General features: G+C 41.7%; 15 protein-coding genes and 1 other annotated feature. Of the genes, 13 read left to right on the top strand and 2 right to left on the bottom strand.

Going from position 1 to position 16,044, the window contains the following annotated elements:
* Nucleotides 1-47: 47 nt before the first annotated feature.
* The 13 genes from mecA to B7721_RS08190 all read left to right on the top strand — a co-directional run bounded on the left by mecA (nucleotide 48) and on the right by B7721_RS08190 (nucleotide 13,986).
* On the top strand, nucleotides 48-788 hold the full coding sequence (mecA, locus tag B7721_RS08260) for an adaptor protein MecA (protein WP_000782704.1): 741 nt from the start codon (nucleotides 48-50) through the stop codon (nucleotides 786-788).
* A gap of 147 nt (nucleotides 789-935) precedes the next feature.
* Nucleotides 936-2,222 carry a homoserine dehydrogenase gene (locus B7721_RS08255; protein WP_084878513.1) on the top strand — a complete coding sequence of 429 codons (1,287 nt, stop codon included), beginning with the start codon at nucleotides 936-938 and terminating at the stop codon, nucleotides 2,220-2,222.
* 1 nt (nucleotide 2,223) lies between these two features.
* Nucleotides 2,224-3,093: a homoserine kinase gene (thrB, locus tag B7721_RS08250; RefSeq protein WP_084878512.1), complete on the top strand. Its 870-nt coding sequence runs from the start codon at nucleotides 2,224-2,226 to the stop codon at nucleotides 3,091-3,093.
* 258 nt (nucleotides 3,094-3,351) lie between these two features.
* Nucleotides 3,352-4,290, top strand: a complete 939-nt coding sequence (gene msrB, locus B7721_RS08240) for a peptide-methionine (R)-S-oxide reductase MsrB (protein WP_084878510.1) — start codon at nucleotides 3,352-3,354, stop codon at nucleotides 4,288-4,290.
* 59 nt (nucleotides 4,291-4,349) lie between these two features.
* Nucleotides 4,350-6,074, top strand: coding sequence for an ABC transporter ATP-binding protein (locus B7721_RS08235; RefSeq protein WP_084878508.1), 1,725 nt, complete (start codon nucleotides 4,350-4,352; stop codon nucleotides 6,072-6,074).
* A 1-nt stretch (nucleotide 6,075) separates the two neighbouring features.
* Nucleotides 6,076-7,824 carry an ABC transporter ATP-binding protein gene (locus tag B7721_RS08230; RefSeq protein WP_084878506.1) on the top strand — a complete coding sequence of 583 codons (1,749 nt, stop codon included), beginning with the start codon at nucleotides 6,076-6,078 and terminating at the stop codon, nucleotides 7,822-7,824.
* A gap of 99 nt (nucleotides 7,825-7,923) precedes the next feature.
* Nucleotides 7,924-9,183 carry a TRZ/ATZ family protein gene (locus B7721_RS08225; RefSeq protein WP_084878504.1) on the top strand — a complete coding sequence of 420 codons (1,260 nt, stop codon included), beginning with the start codon at nucleotides 7,924-7,926 and terminating at the stop codon, nucleotides 9,181-9,183.
* Nucleotides 9,184-9,244: 61 nt separating this feature from the next.
* Nucleotides 9,245-9,380 (top strand) — a sequence feature (ribosomal protein L10 leader region).
* 38 nt (nucleotides 9,381-9,418) lie between these two features.
* Nucleotides 9,419-9,919, top strand: a complete 501-nt coding sequence (gene rplJ, locus B7721_RS08215) for a 50S ribosomal protein L10 (RefSeq protein ID WP_001287274.1) — start codon at nucleotides 9,419-9,421, stop codon at nucleotides 9,917-9,919.
* A gap of 73 nt (nucleotides 9,920-9,992) precedes the next feature.
* On the top strand, nucleotides 9,993-10,361 hold the full coding sequence (gene rplL / locus B7721_RS08210; RefSeq protein WP_001196964.1) for a 50S ribosomal protein L7/L12: 369 nt from the start codon (nucleotides 9,993-9,995) through the stop codon (nucleotides 10,359-10,361).
* Nucleotides 10,362-10,774: 413 nt separating this feature from the next.
* Nucleotides 10,775-11,677, top strand: a complete 903-nt coding sequence (locus B7721_RS08205) for a DUF2268 domain-containing protein (protein WP_084878502.1) — start codon at nucleotides 10,775-10,777, stop codon at nucleotides 11,675-11,677.
* Nucleotides 11,678-11,739: 62 nt separating this feature from the next.
* Complete coding sequence (locus tag B7721_RS08200) at nucleotides 11,740-12,108, top strand: EXLDI protein (RefSeq protein WP_000559016.1); 369 nt, start codon at nucleotides 11,740-11,742, stop codon at nucleotides 12,106-12,108.
* A 212-nt stretch (nucleotides 12,109-12,320) separates the two neighbouring features.
* Nucleotides 12,321-13,325 carry an NADP-dependent oxidoreductase gene (locus B7721_RS08195; RefSeq protein ID WP_084878500.1) on the top strand — a complete coding sequence of 335 codons (1,005 nt, stop codon included), beginning with the start codon at nucleotides 12,321-12,323 and terminating at the stop codon, nucleotides 13,323-13,325.
* A 16-nt stretch (nucleotides 13,326-13,341) separates the two neighbouring features.
* Complete coding sequence (locus B7721_RS08190) at nucleotides 13,342-13,986, top strand: TetR/AcrR family transcriptional regulator (RefSeq protein ID WP_084878498.1); 645 nt, start codon at nucleotides 13,342-13,344, stop codon at nucleotides 13,984-13,986.
* Between the two features lie 145 nt (nucleotides 13,987-14,131).
* Here B7721_RS08190 and B7721_RS08185 read toward each other — a convergent pair whose 3' ends face one another.
* Entirely contained in the window at nucleotides 14,132-14,617 is a 486-nt protein-coding gene (locus B7721_RS08185) for a GNAT family N-acetyltransferase (protein ID WP_084878496.1), read from the bottom strand.
* Between the two features lie 31 nt (nucleotides 14,618-14,648).
* The gene (gene gdhA, locus B7721_RS08180) at nucleotides 14,649-15,995 is read right to left on the bottom strand and encodes an NADP-specific glutamate dehydrogenase (protein ID WP_000199516.1); all 1,347 of its coding nucleotides are present in this window, start codon (nucleotides 15,993-15,995) and stop codon (nucleotides 14,649-14,651) included.
* Nucleotides 15,996-16,044 lie beyond the last annotated feature (49 nt).

Raw genomic sequence — 16,044 nt, 5'->3', positions numbered from 1 at the left:
TAAAAATCTAGTATAATAGATAGACTGAAAGTATGAGGTTACTAGATATGAAGATGAAACAAATTAGTGATACAACACTGAAAATCACGATGACTTTAGATGATTTGATGGATCGGGGAATGGAAATCGCAGACTTTCTCGTCCCTCAGGAAAAAACCGAAGAGTTTTTCTATGCTATTTTAGATGAGTTAGAGATGCCAGACAATTTCTTGGATAGTGGTATGCTGAGTTTTCGTGTGACACCAAAACCAGATAAGGTGGACGTCTTTGTGACCAAGTCTAAGATTGACCAAAATTTGGATTTTGAAGATTTGGCGGATCTACCAGACATGGAAGAATTAGCCCAAATGTCGCCGGATGAATTTCTCAAAACCTTGGAAAAGAGCATTGCAGATAAAACCAAGGACGATATTGAGGCCATCCAATCTCTAGAGCAGGTCGAAGCAAAGGAAGAAGAGCAAGAGCAGGCAGACAAGGAGACTGAGAGTAAGAAAGAACCTTATATCTACTATATCCTGCGCTTTGCAAGCCTTGCTGACTTAGTTGCTTTTGCAAAGACGGTTAACTACCAGATGGAAACATCGGAACTCTATAAGATGAATGGGCACTACTATTTGACAATCTTAGTCGATGTGGAAAATCATCCAAGTCCATATCCAGCCTGGCTCTTGGCTCGTATGCGTGAGTTTGCAGACGACAGTGACATCAGTCGTTCAGTCTTGCAAGAGTATGGGCAAATATTGATTAACCATGACGCAGTTCTCGGTCTGCAAAAGATTCGTTCATAATTTTTAAAATCAATTTTCATTTATCAAGAAAGACGAATCATGGGATTCGTTTTTTCTTTACTAGACTGAAATAGTGATCTACTATAATAGGAATTTTCACAAAATTCTGTTATAATGGCTATATCAGAAAATTTCTAGGAGACAAACATGACAGTTAAAATTGCTTTACTTGGATTTGGTACCGTGGCAAGTGGTGTGCCATTCCTCCTAAAGGAAAATGGAGAAAAAATCGTTCAGTCAGCTCATTCGGAGATTGAAGTAGCAAAGGTATTGGTCAAGGATGAAGATGAAAAGAACCGCTTGCTTGCAGCAGGAAATGACTTTAACTTTGTAACCAATGTAGATGATATTTTAGCAGACAAGGACATTACTATCGTAGTGGAATTGATGGGGCGTATCGAACCAGCTAAAACCTTTATCACTCGTGCCTTAGAAGCTGGGAAACACGTTGTTACTGCTAACAAGGACCTTTTGGCTGTTCATGGTGCAGAATTGTTAGAAATCGCTAAAGAGCATAATGTAGCACTTTACTATGAAGCAGCAGTAGCTGGTGGGATTCCAATTCTTCGTACCTTGGCAAATTCATTAGCTTCTGATAAAATCACGCGCGTTCTTGGTGTTGTTAACGGAACTTCTAACTTCATGATGACCAAGATGGTCGAAGAAGGCTGGTCTTATGATGATGCTCTGGCTGAAGCACAAAGACTTGGTTTTGCAGAAAGCGACCCTACAAATGACGTGGATGGGATTGACGCAGCCTACAAGATGGTGATTTTGAGCCAGTTTGCTTTTGGGATGAAGGTTGCTTTTGACGATGTAGCCCACAAGGGAATCCGCAACATCACACCAGAAGACGTAGCTGTAGCCCAAGACCTTGGCTATGTAGTGAAATTGGTTGGTTCTATCGAGGAAACTCCTTCAGGTATTGCTGCAGAAGTGACTCCAACCTTCCTACCTAAAGCACATCCACTTACCAGTGTGAATGGGGTAATGAACGCAGTCTTTGTAGAATCTATCGGTATCGGTGAGTCTATGTATTACGGACCAGGTGCGGGTCAAAAACCAACTGCAACAAGTGTTGTAGCAGACATTGTCCGTATCGTTCGTCGCTTGAATGATGGTACCATTGGTAAAGACTTCAACGAATACAGCCGTGACTTGGTTTTGGCTAATCCAGAAGATGTTAAAGCTAATTACTACTTCTCAATCTTGGCTCCAGACTCAAAAGGTCAGGTCTTGAAATTGGCTGAGATTTTCAACGCTCAAGATATTTCCTTCAAGCAAATCCTCCAAGATGGCAAAGAGGGTGACAAGGCGCGTGTAGTGATTATCACTCATAAGATTAATAAAGCACAACTTGAGAATGTTTCAGCAGAGTTGGCCAAAGCTTCAGAATTTGACCTCTTGAATACCTTCAAGGTGTTAGGAGAATAAGATGAAGATTATTGTACCTGCAACCAGTGCCAATATTGGGCCAGGTTTTGATTCGGTCGGTGTAGCTGTAACCAAGTATCTTCAAATTGAGGTCTGTGAAGAACGAGATGAGTGGTTGATTGAACACCAGATTGGCAAATGGATTCCCCATGACGAGCGTAATCTTTTGCTTAAGATTGCCTTGCAAATTGCGCCGGACTTGCAACCAAGACGCTTGAAAATGACCAGTGATGTTCCCTTGGCGCGTGGTTTGGGTTCTTCAAGCTCGGTTATCGTTGCTGGGATTGAACTGGCCAACCAACTTGGCGATCTCAACTTATCTAACCACGACAAATTGCAGCTGGCGACCAAGATTGAAGGACATCCTGACAATGTGGCTCCAGCTATCTATGGAAATCTTGTTGTTGCGAGCTCCGTTGAAGGTCACGTTTCAGCAATTGTGGCAGACTTCCCCGAGTGTGATTTTCTAGCTTATATTCCCAACTATGAATTACGCACTCGAGACAGCCGTGGTGTCCTTCCTAAGAAATTGTCCTACAAGGAAGCTGTTGCAGCTAGTTCAATTGCCAATGTGGCCGTTGCAGCCTTGTTAGCAGGAGATATGGTGACAGCTGGACAAGCAATCGAGGGGGACCTCTTCCACGAGCGTTATCGTCAAAGTCTGGTCCGTGAATTTGCGACGATTAAGCAAGTAGCTAAAGAGAATGGTGCCTATGCAACCTATCTCTCTGGTGCCGGACCGACAGTTATGGTCTTGGCTTCTCATGACAAGATGCCAGCGATTAAGGCAGAATTGCAAAAGCAGTCTTTCAAAGGCAAACTGCATGATTTGAAAGTTGATACCAAAGGTGTCCGTGTCGAAGCAAAATAAAGAATAGAAGATAGGATGGGGAAACTCTCGACCAGAGGACTTCCTATCCTTTTTTTGAAAAGAAGTTTATACTCAATGAAAATCAAAGAGCAAACTAGGAAGCTAGCCGCAGGTTGCTCAAAACAGTGTTTTGAGGTTGTGGATAGAACTGACGAAGTTAGCTCAAAATACTGTTTTGAGGTTGCAGATGTAAGCTGACGTGCTTTGAAGAGATTTTCGAAGAGTATTAGTTAAAAACTTGATAAAGGAGAAATAAAGATGGCAGAAATTTATCTAGCAGGTGGTTGTTTTTGGGGCCTAGAGGAGTATTTTTCACGAATTTCTGGAGTGCTAGCAACCAGTGTCGGCTACGCTAATGGCCAAGTCGAAACGACCAATTACCAGTTGCTCAAGGAAACAGACCATGCAGAGACTGTTCAAGTGATTTATGATGAGAAAGCAGTGTCACTTAGAGAGATTTTGCTTTATTATTTCCGTGTCATTGATCCCTTGTCTATTAACCAACAAGGGAATGACCGTGGTCGCCAATATCGAACGGGAATCTATTATCAGGATGAAGCAGACTTGCCAGCTATCTACACAGTGGTGCAGGAGCAGGAGCGTATGCTGGGTCGAAAGATTGCAGTAGAGGTGGAGAAACTTCGCCACTACATTTTAGCAGAAGACTACCATCAAGACTATCTCAAGAAAAATCCTTCAGGTTATTGTCATATCGATGTGACGGATGCTGAGAAGCCATTGATTGATGCCTCTAACTATGAAAAGCCTAGTCAAGAGGTGCTGAAGGAAAACCTAACTGAAGAATCCTACCGAGTAACGCAAGAAGCTGCTACAGAGGCGCCGTTTAGTAATGCTTATGACCAAACTTTTGAAGAAGGGATTTATGTAGATATCACGACAGGGGAGCCACTCTTTTTTGCTAAGGATAAGTTTGCCTCAGGTTGTGGTTGGCCAAGTTTTAGTCGTCCGATTTCTAAGGAGTTGATTCACTATTACAAGGACCTGAGTCATGGAATGGAGCGAATCGAGGTTCGTTCTCGGTCAGGAAATGCTCACTTGGGTCATATCTTTACAGATGGACCTCAGGAGTTAGGTGGCCTCCGTTACTGTATCAATTCTGCATCCTTGCGCTTTGTAGCCAAGGATGAGATGGAAGAAGCAGGATATGGCTATCTATTGCCTTACTTAAACAAATAAAACGGAGAGGGTGGGGCTTCCCACTTTCTTCATTTCCAGAATAAGAATAGAAGGGATCTATGAAACACTTACTATCTTACTTCAAACCCTATATCAAAGAATCAATTTTGGCTCCCCTGTTCAAGTTGCTAGAAGCTGTTTTTGAGCTCTTAGTTCCCATGGTGATTGCTGGGATTGTTGACCAATCCTTGCCTCAGAGAGATCAAGGGCATCTATGGATGCAGATTGGCCTGCTCCTTATCTTTGCAGTGATTGGCGTTTTAGTGGCCTTGGTAGCCCAGTTTTACTCAGCTAAGGCTGCGGTGGGTTTTGCCAAAGAACTGACAGACGACCTTTATCGTCATATTCTTTCCTTGCCTAAGGACAGCAGAGATCGTCTGACAACATCTAGCTTGGTGACACGCTTGACTTCGGATACTTACCAGATTCAGACTGGTATCAATCAATTCCTGCGCCTCTTTTTGAGAGCGCCTATTATCGTTTTTGGAGCCATTTTTATGGCCTATAGAATCTCAGCTGAGCTGACTTTCTGGTTCTTAGTTATGGTTGTCATTTTGACGATTGTCATTGTCGGTCTCTCTCGACTGGTCAATCCTCTCTACAGCAGTCTCAGAAAGAAAACGGATCAGCTGGTTCAGGAAACGCGCCAGCAATTACAAGGCATGCGAGTTATTCGTGCTTTTGGTCAGGAAAAACGAGAGTTACAAATTTTTCAAACCCTTAACCAAGTTTATGCTAGATTGCAAGAAAAGACGGGTTTCTGGTCTAGTTTGTTAACACCTCTGACCTATCTGATTGTTAATGGGACTCTCCTTGTTATCATCTGGCAGGGCTATATTTCAATTCAAGGAGGTTTACTCAGTCAAGGTGCCCTCATTGCCCTCATCAACTATCTCTTGCAGATTTTGGTGGAATTGGTTAAGCTCACCATGCTGATCAATTCCCTCAACCAGTCCTACATCTCAGCCAAGCGAATCGAGGAAGTCTTTGACGAGGCTCCAGAGGATATCCATTCAGAGTTAGAACAAAAGCAAGCTACCAGTAATCAGGTTTTGCAAGTCCAAGAATTGACCTTTACCTATCCTGATGCGGCTCAGCCTTCTCTGAGAAACATTTCCTTTGATATGAAGCAAGGGCAAATCCTTGGTATCATCGGAGGAACTGGTTCTGGTAAATCAAGCTTGGTGCAAGTCTTACTTGGTCTTTATCCGGTAGACAAGGGGAGCATTGACCTTTATCGAAATGGACGTAGTCCTCGTAATCTTGAGCAGTGGCGGTCTTGGATTGCCTATGTGACCCAAAAGGTCGAACTCTTTAAGGGAACTATTCGTTCCAACTTGACTCTAGGTTTCAATCGAGAAGTATCTGACCAGCAACTATGGCATGCCTTGGAGATTGCGCAAGCAAAGGATTTTGTCAGTGATAAGGAAGGACTCTTAGATGCCTTAGTTGAGGCAGGAGGACGAAATTTCTCAGGCGGACAAAAACAAAGGTTATCTATCGCCCGAGCAGTCTTGCGCCAAGCTCCTTTTCTCATCCTAGATGATGCGACCTCGGCCCTCGACACCATCACCGAGTCCAAGCTCTTGAAAGCTATTCGAGAAAATTTGCCAAATACAAGTTTAATCTTGATTTCTCAACGAACTTCGACACTTCAGATGGCTGACCAGATTCTCCTCTTGGAAAAAGGTGAGTTACTAGCTGTTGGTAAGCACGATGACTTGATGAAGACTAGCCAAGTCTATCACGAAATCAATGCATCCCAACATGGAAAGGAGGACTAGCATGAAACGACAAACTGCAAACCAGACGCTCAAACGTTTAGCCGTGGATTTAGCAAGCCATCCCTTTCTCCTTTTCCTAGCCTTTCTAGGAACTATTGCCCAAGTTAGTTTATCAATTTACCTACCTATTTTGATTGGGCAGGTCATTGACCAGGTCCTTGTGGCTGGTTCTTCACCAGTTTTTTGGCAGATTTTCATTCAGATGATCTTGGTAGTCATAGGAAATACTCTGGTACAATGGGCCAATCCTCTTCTTTATAATCGTCTAATTTTCTCTTATACCAAAGACTTGCGAGAGAGAATCATTCATAAACTTCATCGTTTACCGATTGCTTTTGTGGATCGGCAGGGTAGTGGAGAGATGGTTAGTCGTGTGACTACAGACATAGAACAGTTGGCAGCTGGCTTGACCATGATTTTTAACCAATTTTTCATTGGCGTTTTGATGATTTTGGTTAGTATTCTAGCCATGCTTCAAATCCACCTCCTCATGACCCTCTTGGTCTTGCTGTTGACGCCCCTGTCCATGGTGATTTCACGCTTTATTGCTAAACGCTCTTATCATCTCTTCCAGAAGCAAACAGAGACGAGGGGGATTCAGACTCAGTTGATTGAAGAGTCTCTTAGCCAGCAAACTATTATCCAGTCCTTTAATGCTCAGACAGAGTTTATCCAAAGACTGCACGAGGCGAATGGCAACTACGCAGGTTATTCTCAGTCAGCTATCTTTTATTCATCAACGGTTAATCCTTCAACTCGCTTTGTCAATGCACTCATCTATGCTCTTCTTGCTGGAGTGGGAGCCTATCGTATCATGATGGGGTCCACCTTGACCATCGGACGTTTAGTGACTTTTTTGAACTATGTTCAGCAGTACACTAAGCCCTTTAACGATATTTCTTCTGTTCTAGCCGAATTGCAAAGTGCTCTCGCTTGCGCAGAGCGTGTCTATGCTGTCTTAGAAAGTCCTGAGGTTGCTGAAACAGGTAAGGAAGTCTTGACCAGTGACCAAGTTAAGGGAGCCATTTCCTTTAAGCATGTTTCTTTTGGATACAATCCTGAAAGGATCTTGATTAAGGATTTGTCTATCGATATCCCAGCTGGTAGCAAGGTAGCCATCGTTGGTCCGACAGGTGCTGGTAAGTCAACTCTTATCAATCTCCTCATGCGTTTTTATCCTATTAACTCGGGAGATATCTTGTTAGATGGTCGTTCTATTTACGATTATACCCGAGCATCATTGAGACAGCAGTTTGGGATGGTACTCCAAGAAACCTGGCTCAAGCAAGGGACCATTCATGACAATATTGCCTTTGGAAATCCTGATGCCAGTAGGGAGCAGGTGATTGCTGCCGCAAAAGCAGCCAACGCAGACTTTTTCATCCAACAGTTGCCACAGGAATATGATACTAAGTTGGAAAATGCAGGAGAATCACTATCTGTCGGCCAAGCCCAGCTCTTGACCATCGCCCGAGTCTTTCTAGCTATCCCAAAGATTCTTATCTTAGACGAAGCGACTTCTTCCATCGATACACGGACAGAGGTGCTAGTACAGGATGCCTTTGCCAAACTCATGAAAGGGCGCACAAGCTTTATCATTGCTCACCGTTTGTCAACCATTCAGGATGCGGATTTGATTCTTGTCTTGGTAGATGGTGATATTGTTGAGTATGGGAACCATCAGGACCTCATGGCTAGAAAGGGCAAGTATTCCCAAATGCAAAAAGCAGCAGCTTTTAGCCCTGAATAATCCTTTCTATTTTAAAATCTTATGAACGAAAAAAGTTGCCTTCGGGTGACTTTTTTGTTACAATAGCTAGAAAAATCAGGGTCTTAGAAGGAGAAAACAATGAAAGTCTATCAGCATGTAAATATCGTGACTTGTGACCAAGATTTCCATGTTTATTTGGATGGTGTCTTAGCCGTTAAGGACTCTCAAATCGTCTATGTCGGCCAAGAGAAGCCAGAGATTTTAGAGCAAGCTGAGCAGATTATAGACTATCAGGGAGCCTGGATCATGCCTGGTTTGGTTAATTGCCATACCCATTCTGCCATGACAGGTTTGCGAGGGATTCGGGATGACAGCAATCTCCATGAATGGCTCAATGACTTTATCTGGCCAGCAGAAGCAGGATTTACTCCCGACATGACTACCAAGGCGGTCAAAGAAGCTCTGACAGAAATGCTCCAGTCAGGAACAACAAGCTTCAACGATATGTATAATCCCAATGGTGTGGATATTGAGCAAATTTATCAGGCAGTCAAGGCTTCCAAGATGCGTTGTTATTTCTCACCGACCCTCTTTTCTTCAGAGACAGAAACAACTGCTGAGACTATAAGCAGAACACGAGCCATCATAGAAGAAATCTTAGGATATGAAAATCCAAATTTCAAGGTTATGGTAGCTCCACATTCTCCCTACAGTTGTAGTAGAGACTTGCTGGAAGCGAGCTTAGATATGGCAAAAGAGCTGGACATTCCCATCCATATCCATGTGGCGGAGACCAAGGAGGAATCAGGAATTATTCTGAAACAATACGGCAAACGCCCCCTCGCCTTTCTAGAAGAACTAGGTTACTTAGATCATTCCTCTGTCTTTGCTCACGGAGTCGAATTAAACGAGAGAGAAATTGAACGTTTGGCAACTTCTCATGTGGCTATCGCCCACAATCCTATCAGTAACCTTAAATTGGCTTCAGGGATCGCTCCCATCATCCAACTGCAAAAAGCAGGAGTAGCAGTCGGAATTGCGACAGACTCGGTTGCTTCCAATAATAATCTAGATATGTTTGAGGAAGGACGGATAGCCGCCCTCCTTCAGAAAATGAAGAGCGGAGATGCTAGCCAATTTTCTATCGAAACAGCCCTTAAGGCACTGACAATCGAAGGAGCTAAGGTTCTAGGAATGGAAAAGCAGATAGGAAGCCTAGAAGTCGGCAAACAGGCAGATTTTCTGGTCATTCAACCACAAGGAAAAATCCATCTTCAACCTCAGGAAAATATGCTCTCTCACCTGGTTTATGCTGTCAAATCCAGTGATGTCGATGATGTTTATATCGCTGGAGAACAGGTGGTTAAGCAAGGCAAAGTTTTGACAGTAGAGATTTAAAAAAATTTAAAAAAAGTTTGCAAAAATCTTGCATTCTTTTTTTGTCTATGCTATACTTATATACGGTTTGAAAAAACTGCCTAAGACAGTAGGGGAGCTCGACTCATAAAGATCCTACCGAGGACAAAACGTATCATGTAAAAAGAAGCGTATTGTACTTTCGTGTCTAGGTTTGGGCGCGTTTTTCTTTTGGAAAAATTCCCCAAGCAAAATAATTACGGAGGTGAACACACTAATGAGTGAAGCAATTATTGCTAAAAAAGCGGAACTAGTTGACGTAGTAGCTGAAAAAATGAAAGCTGCTGCATCTATCGTCGTTGTAGACGCTCGTGGTTTGACAGTTGAGCAAGATACAGTTCTTCGTCGTGAGCTTCGTGGAAGCGAAGTTGAGTATAAAGTCATTAAAAACTCAATCTTGCGTCGTGCAGCTGAAAAAGCTGGTCTTGAAGATCTTGCATCAGTATTTGTTGGACCATCTGCAGTAGCATTTTCTAACGAAGATGTTATCGCACCAGCGAAAATCTTGAACGACTTTGCTAAAAACGCTGAAGCACTTGAAATCAAAGGTGGTGCAATCGAAGGCGCTGTCGCATCTAAAGAAGAAATCGTTGCTCTTGCAACTCTTCCAAACCGCGAAGGACTTCTTTCTATGCTCCTTTCTGTACTTCAAGCGCCAGTGCGCAACGTTGCTCTTGCAGTCAAAGCGGTTGCAGACAACAAAGAAGACGCAGCTTAATCTTAAGCTACGCAGCGTAGCCTAGCTACGAAAAACTATTATAAAATTAAAAACTTATTTGGAGGAAATAACAATGGCATTGAACATTGAAAACATTATTGCTGAAATTAAAGAAGCTTCAATCCTTGAATTGAACGACCTTGTAAAAGCTATCGAAGAAGAATTTGGTGTAACTGCAGCTGCTCCTGTAGCTGTTGCTGCAGCTGGTGCTGCTGACGCTGGTGCTGCTAAAGACTCATTTGACGTTGAGTTGACAGCTGCTGGTGACAAAAAAGTTGGCGTTATCAAAGTTGTACGTGAAATCACTGGTCTTGGGCTTAAAGAAGCTAAAGAACTTGTTGATGGTGCACCAGGTGTCATCAAAGAAGGCGTTCCAACTGCAGAAGCTGAAGAAATCAAAGCTAAATTGGAAGAAGCTGGAGCTTCAGTTACTCTTAAATAATAGAGCAACTACATTAGTAGCTTAAAAAAACATATAAAACCGCTATTCTTAGGAGTAGCGGTTTTTTCTTTTGGTTCAAGAAGGGGCAAAAAAGGGGCGAACTAATTATATAGTTTATCTAGGAGACAAACAAGTTTTGAATAATAGGCTTTCCATAAAAAATGATACAAGTTTTTACCCTTCAGGATTTATTTTTTTCTAGTATCATCATTCCTATGAACAGTAGAAAAGTAAGTTTTTAATTTATTGATACTCCGGATATTACAATCTCAGTATTAAAGAACTTTATTGAAGGTAATTTTCGAACGGTTTGAGGTAATTTCAATGAAATTTTAATAGATATTTCAATTTTCTTCTTGACTCTGACCTTAGGTAAGGGATTATACTAATAGTAGATAAGAAAGGAGATTATTATGCAAATCAATATGATTCGTTCAGATAAAGTTTACCAAGAGATGCTCGATCTTCCTTTGGAAAAGAGAGAGGGCTGTTTTCGAGCTAAAATATTAGCACCTTTTGCTACGAAATACCAAACTCAACATATTCCTCTGAAAGCCAAGTATCCCGGAGGATTTGATGCTTTGTTCCTACTTGGTTTTATGAATCAGCTACCCGGAACTCTGTCAGAGAAGGATAGACCAGCTATCGACGCTCTGAGCTCTGATCAACTCTGGCAAGACTGCCAGAATACCATCAAGAGGAGTATTGGTCTTTTTGAGCAGGCTGGCTATGACTTAGAGGTTGAGGATTACTATTTTACTATTTTATTGGGCAACCCTGAAAAGCCCATGTTACAGCTCAATAAGGGTTATAGTGGAGATGGTGGAATTCCAGGCTACCTCATGCTTAGTCTGCTACCAAATGACTATACTTTGCCACGTGTGCAGGCAGCTCTGGCCCACGAGTGCAACCATAACGTTCGTTTCCAATTTATCAAATGGAACCAGCAGACGACATTAGCAGACGGGGTAGTTAGTGAGGGGTTGGCAGAGTCTTTTGCTGCTGAGCTCTATGGTAAAGATCTCATTGGACCTTGGGTCACTTCAACTAGTTCCGAGCAGCTAGAAGAGATTAAGCATGTTATCTCAAGTCAGCTTCAGCTAACAGGAATGGCGGAAATGGCTCCTTATCTCTACGGTGATGAAATCGCTGAGATTCAAGGTCAACTACCGGTTGGAATGCCTTATGCTGCGGGCTATGCTTATGGCTATCATCTGATACAAGCTTATCTGAAAAAGACTGGCAAGAGCATTATTGAAGCGACAGTAACATCCACAGAAGAGATTTTAGAGGCGACTAAAGACTTTTGGAAATGACACTTTTGCTTGAAAATCTACCAGAACCTGATATAATGTAAGTAATTTTTGGAGGTGATAGTATGCATTATAAAAGAATTGAGTTAAAAGTCACAAATCAAGGTATCCATGAGCGCAAGATTTTTCAAGGGGTTAAGATTTTCAGCCACAGCAAGTTATCCAAAGATCAGAAAAGCATTTTGACACAGAAGATTTACCTGACACCGAAGCAAAACATTGTTTACTATCAACGGACAGATGTCAACTATGACCAGAACTGGCATTATAAGAAGGATTATTATGAACTAGCTTATGGTCAGTTGGACAGAGAGACTGTTTTTAAGGTTTGCCAAGATTTTGACGAACTAAGTCCTTTCCTGGAGAATAAGCTGTTAGAGAAGCTAAAAGAAAAGCAGGTAGCAGGCAATTTTTTTGAAAAATTAGATATATAAAAATCCGACTGCTTATAAAAGCAGTCGGATTTCTCTAATTTATAGTTTGATAATCTTTCATGATAAAAATAGATCTATTTTTATCATGAACAGCTCACTTAGTTAGAAGTTTTGGAAACAGTATAGTTGACAACTATGGGGAATAAGCATATAATTAAGAAAAATGATTGAGTGCTCACTCAATTTTTTAGATGTGTAAAGGAGTTCATACAATGGTTGTTCAAGCAATACAATATAGTCGTTTCGGTGATGAAGAAGTGTTAGATTTAGTGAACATTAAATCTGACGCTTTGAAAGTGAATCAAGTTAGGGTAGAAGTTTATGCAGTTGGTTTAAATCCTATTGATTATAAAACTTTTGAGGGGGCAAAGCCACTTCGTTTTCTATCTTTTATGACGAAACTAAGGAAGCCAAGTCGTTGGTTTGAGTCAAAATCATCTCTTTTTCCAAGAGGTGTTGGTCGGGATTTTGCTGGAGTTATCACAGAAGTTGGTGAAGGAGTAAGTCGGTTTGCAGTAGGGGATAAGGTTTTTGGAACAATGATCAGTGACCCTGGATTGGGGACCAAGAGGGGAGCTTTGGCAACAGAAATTTGTGTCAATGAATCGGAAATCGTGTTGAAACCAGAGATGATTGATATGAACCATGCAGCTACTATGGGTGTAGCCTCTCTAACAGTGGGAGGTTCTTTTAGAAAGATTGAGCTAAACTCTAAAGATATTGTAGTTATTTCAGCAGCGGCAGGTGGTATTGGAAGTATTGCAGTACAGTATGCAGTTGCTAAGGGTGCAACAGTTATTGGAATTGCAAGTAAGAAAAATTCAGATTATCTGAAGTCTTTAGGTGCTATACCGGTAGCCTACGAAGAGAACATCCAGAATGCTCTTCTATCAGCAAGTGCAAAGCCAATTACAAAATTCTTGGATTGCTATGGAAGTGATTATGTTAAATTGGCTTTCAGTTTGGGATTGAAGGGCACGGCTATTGGAACGCTAGTACCTTCACCATATGTTATGATAAGAGGAGCTCAGTTCACGGGTCCGAGACATTCCACATATGATGATTTTAGAGTTCTAGCGGAAATGGTCTCAGATGGGAAGGTTCGGCTGAATATTGATCAGGTTTATGATTTTTCTCTAAAGTCAGTTAGAGAGGCATATCGTAGTCTGAAGTCGGGACACACTCGAGGTAAGAAGGTTGTAAAAGTAAGAGAGTAGCAGAGAGGTGCTAGTAATGGAAAGTTTAGAGGAAAAGTATGCTCAGACATTAGAGAATAGCAACCTGAGCTTAAAACAACGTCAAGTATTATTATCAAGTCTAAAGCTATTTTCAGAAATTGGCTTTGAAAATACAACAGCCAGCCTTATTGCTAAGGAGGCTGGAGTTTCAGAGGGGACAGTTTTTAGTTACTTTAAAACTAAGGAAGGAATATTAGAAGCTATTCTGTCAACTTTTCTCGAACAAGTTATTCCAGATGTGATTGCTGATTTTTCTGAGAAGAAATTTACAGCAAACCAAGAGAGTTTTCCAGTGTTTTTGAGAAGTATAGTTTGGGATAGACTAGTTTTCATTCAGGAGAATCAAATGCAAGTTAAAATTCTATTAAGTCGTTCTTTTATTGATAAAACTATTTCTGACCAGTTAGGGAATGTTATTATTCACTCTATCATTAAGCCAATTAGTCCAGTTCTGAATCAGTTTAAAGAAAAAGGTGTTATCCGAGATTGGTCAAATGAAAGAATTGTTCGATATATTTTGGCTTTGAGTCTTTCTTATGCTCTTTCAATGATGTTGAATGATAATGAGGACCTAGACATAGATGAAACAGTAAATGAAATAGTTGAATGCCTGTCTTTTGCCTTAGTAGAGGTAAAATAGATTTTGATTTTAAGCTTACTATTAGAAATAGTGGGCTTTTTTAAAACTAATACAAAAATCCCCAATCAGAGTGATTGGGGATTGAAAAATAAATTGAAACAATACCTTTACTATCATAGCATTGGCTACATTAGTATACTGCTATCTATTCATCTGATAAGAGGGATTTTATCATCCAGATATTCATAGCAGGGTGGCCGGCGGCGTTAGAAAGTGGTTGTTGTAGTGCTGTAAAACCATAGTGCTGATAGATGGACACAGCCGTAGCCAGTTCAGTAGAGGTTTCTAGATAAAGCTGTTCATAACCTGCTAGGCGGGCTTCATGGAATATCCGCTTTATCAACCTGCTGGAATAACCTTTGCCACGGCTATTTTTAGTGACATACAGTTTTTGTAATTCAGCAATCTTATCAGACACAGGTGCAAAGCCACCACAGCCAACCAGCTGACCTTCATCTTCCAGAATAAAGTAAGCTGCTCTCTCTTGCTGTTGATAATAGTCGGCCAAATGATCTAGATGAGAATCAAAGTAGACAGTTCCAGGTTTGTCAAGCCCGAATTCTTCTAGGCTAGCTCGAATGAGCTGCGCTACAGCTGGATTATCTCTTACTTCCATTGGCCGTAAGTTCATCATTTGTCCTCCGATAGGATGTATCGACTAATTAAACAATACCTTGGGCAATCATAGCGTTTGCTACGTTTTCGAAGGCAGCGATATTTGCTCCTGCAAGGTAGTCGGTACCAAGTCCGTATGTTTCAGCAGTTGTTTTAGCTGTGTTGAAGATGTTTGTCATGATGTCTTTGAGACGTCCATCAACTTCTTCACGGGTCCATGAAAGACGAAGGCTGTTTTGGCTCATTTCAAGCGCTGATACAGCTACACCACCAGCGTTAGCAGCTTTGGCAGGTCCGTAAAGGATTCCGTTTTCTTTGTAGACTTTAATCGCATCAAGGTCACTAGGCATGTTAGCACCTTCAGATACACAGATAACGCCTTGAGCAACCAAACGTTTAGCAGCTTCGCCGTTGATTTCGTTTTGAGTCGCACATGGAAGAGCGATGTCGTAGTTTCCAGCGTAAGTCCATACAGAACCTTCATGGTAAGTAGCAGTTGCTTTCTCAGCTGCATACTCAGTCAAACGAGCACGGCGTTTTTCTTTAACATCAACCAAAAGATCGAAGTCAATACCATTTTCATCGATGACATAACCGTTTGAGTCAGATACAGAGATAACAGTAGCACCAAGTTCAGTCGCTTTTTGAAGAGCGTATTGAGCTACGTTACCAGAACCTGAAATAACCACTTTCTTACCAGCAAAACTGTTACCATTAGCTTTGAGCATTTCTTCAGTGTAGTAAACCAAACCATAACCAGTTGCTTCTGGACGAATCAAGCTACCACCAAATCCAAGAGGTTTACCAGTCAAGACACCCGCATCAAATTGGTTAAGACGTTTGTATTGTCCGTAAAGGTAACCAATCTCACGTCCTCCAACACCGATATCACCAGCAGGTACGTCAAGTGATGGTCCGATGTATTTTTGCAATTCAGTCATGAAGCTTTGGCAGAAGCGCATCACTTCAGCGTCAGTCTTACCTTTAGGATCGAAGTCTGACCCCCCTTTACCTCCACCGATTGGAAGTCCAGTCAAGACGTTTTTAAAGATTTGTTCGAAACCGAGGAATTTCAAGATCCCTTGGTTTACAGTTGGGTGGAAACGAAGTCCGCCTTTATATGGTCCAACAGCTGAGTTGAATTGAACACGGTAACCACGGTTGACTTGGACTTTTCCATCACGGTCCACCCAAGGAACACGGAAAGAAATCACGCGCTCAGGCTCAGTGATACGTGCCAAGATGTTTTCTTCAATATACTCAGGATGTTTTTCAAATACAGGTTCCAAAGTGCTGAAGAATTCTTCAACCGCCTGGAGAAATTCAGCCTCATGCCCGTTACGAGCTTTCACAGTTGCAAACACGCTTTGGATATAGTCTTTAGCAGATGTCATATCGTTCTCCTTTTGTTGTTATATTTTATTACATGAGCCATTATAGCAG

It is taken from the genome of Streptococcus oralis subsp. oralis, from assembly GCF_002096445.1.
Lineage (GTDB): Bacteria > Bacillota > Bacilli > Lactobacillales > Streptococcaceae > Streptococcus > Streptococcus oralis_N.
The sequence above is the reverse complement of the archived record's forward strand: the minus strand, read 5'-3'. Positions and strand labels throughout refer to the sequence as shown.

Excerpts from the sequence above, each read along its gene's own strand:
- mecA (WP_000782704.1), top strand. The coding sequence starts at position 48 with ATGAAGATGAAACAAATTAGTGATACAACACTGAAAATCACGATGACT.
- B7721_RS08255 (WP_084878513.1), top strand. The coding sequence starts at position 936 with ATGACAGTTAAAATTGCTTTACTTGGATTTGGTACCGTGGCAAGTGGT.
- thrB (WP_084878512.1), top strand. The coding sequence starts at position 2,224 with ATGAAGATTATTGTACCTGCAACCAGTGCCAATATTGGGCCAGGTTTT.
- msrB (WP_084878510.1), top strand. The coding sequence starts at position 3,352 with ATGGCAGAAATTTATCTAGCAGGTGGTTGTTTTTGGGGCCTAGAGGAG.
- B7721_RS08235 (WP_084878508.1), top strand. The coding sequence starts at position 4,350 with ATGAAACACTTACTATCTTACTTCAAACCCTATATCAAAGAATCAATT.
- B7721_RS08230 (WP_084878506.1), top strand. The coding sequence starts at position 6,076 with ATGAAACGACAAACTGCAAACCAGACGCTCAAACGTTTAGCCGTGGAT.
- B7721_RS08225 (WP_084878504.1), top strand. The coding sequence starts at position 7,924 with ATGAAAGTCTATCAGCATGTAAATATCGTGACTTGTGACCAAGATTTC.
- rplJ (WP_001287274.1), top strand. The coding sequence starts at position 9,419 with ATGAGTGAAGCAATTATTGCTAAAAAAGCGGAACTAGTTGACGTAGTA.
- rplL (WP_001196964.1), top strand. The coding sequence starts at position 9,993 with ATGGCATTGAACATTGAAAACATTATTGCTGAAATTAAAGAAGCTTCA.
- B7721_RS08205 (WP_084878502.1), top strand. The coding sequence starts at position 10,775 with ATGCAAATCAATATGATTCGTTCAGATAAAGTTTACCAAGAGATGCTC.
- B7721_RS08200 (WP_000559016.1), top strand. The coding sequence starts at position 11,740 with ATGCATTATAAAAGAATTGAGTTAAAAGTCACAAATCAAGGTATCCAT.
- B7721_RS08195 (WP_084878500.1), top strand. The coding sequence starts at position 12,321 with ATGGTTGTTCAAGCAATACAATATAGTCGTTTCGGTGATGAAGAAGTG.
- B7721_RS08190 (WP_084878498.1), top strand. The coding sequence starts at position 13,342 with ATGGAAAGTTTAGAGGAAAAGTATGCTCAGACATTAGAGAATAGCAAC.
- B7721_RS08185 (WP_084878496.1), bottom strand. The coding sequence starts at position 14,617 with ATGAACTTACGGCCAATGGAAGTAAGAGATAATCCAGCTGTAGCGCAG.
- gdhA (WP_000199516.1), bottom strand. The coding sequence starts at position 15,995 with ATGACATCTGCTAAAGACTATATCCAAAGCGTGTTTGCAACTGTGAAA.